The sequence below is a fragment of the Vibrio sp. 1641 genome (assembly GCF_033339995.1).
GTDB lineage: Bacteria > Pseudomonadota > Gammaproteobacteria > Enterobacterales > Vibrionaceae > Vibrio > Vibrio alginolyticus.
In genome coordinates, this window is the sequence record NZ_JAWOVP010000556.1 from 1 (window position 1) to 501 (window position 501).

At 44.3% G+C, this 501-nt stretch carries 1 protein-coding gene and 1 pseudogene; both read left to right on the forward strand.

Annotated features, from left to right (window positions below; genetic code table 11):
* Positions 1-118, forward strand: a 118-nt coding sequence (locus R7Z47_RS27100; protein WP_225463093.1) for a winged helix-turn-helix domain-containing protein, incomplete at its 5' end; no start/stop codon positions are given.
* Positions 119-501, forward strand: a pseudogene (locus R7Z47_RS27105) (two-component sensor histidine kinase); the annotation flags it as partial.

A 501-nucleotide genomic window follows, 5' to 3' on the forward strand; every position in this document is an offset into this window, starting at 1 on the left:
TGACAACCGCATCGTAACGCTTAGAAAGAAATTGGGTGACGCGTCTTGCTCACCTCAAAAAATCATTACGGTACGCGGCAAAGGCTACCTACTAATGCCGGATGCATGGAACGCATAAATGAGAAGGATATATCTAGAGAGCTTTTTAGGTCTGATCATTCTTTTTCTCGCCAGTCTGAAAGGTTATGAGCTCATCGTGTATGAGCTCAATACTGATTATGACTACCTACTTCAAGAACACAGTTCGCAAGCTTTCTACGATTTACTCTCCCCTATCTATGAAGAAAAAGGGCTTGAATACACCAAAAGCGAGCTAGAAAAGTTTGCCACGGCAAGCCATCGATTGTTGCAACCTCACACTATGGATGAGCTCCCACCCGAGGTGAAGGAAGTGTTCGATGAAGATCCTAACGCTAACATCGCCTTTGATGATGAGCGGGATTTTTGGTTTCGCTTCGACGAGAGCACTCCCTTTTTCAAAATTAGCGATAACCCGAATAG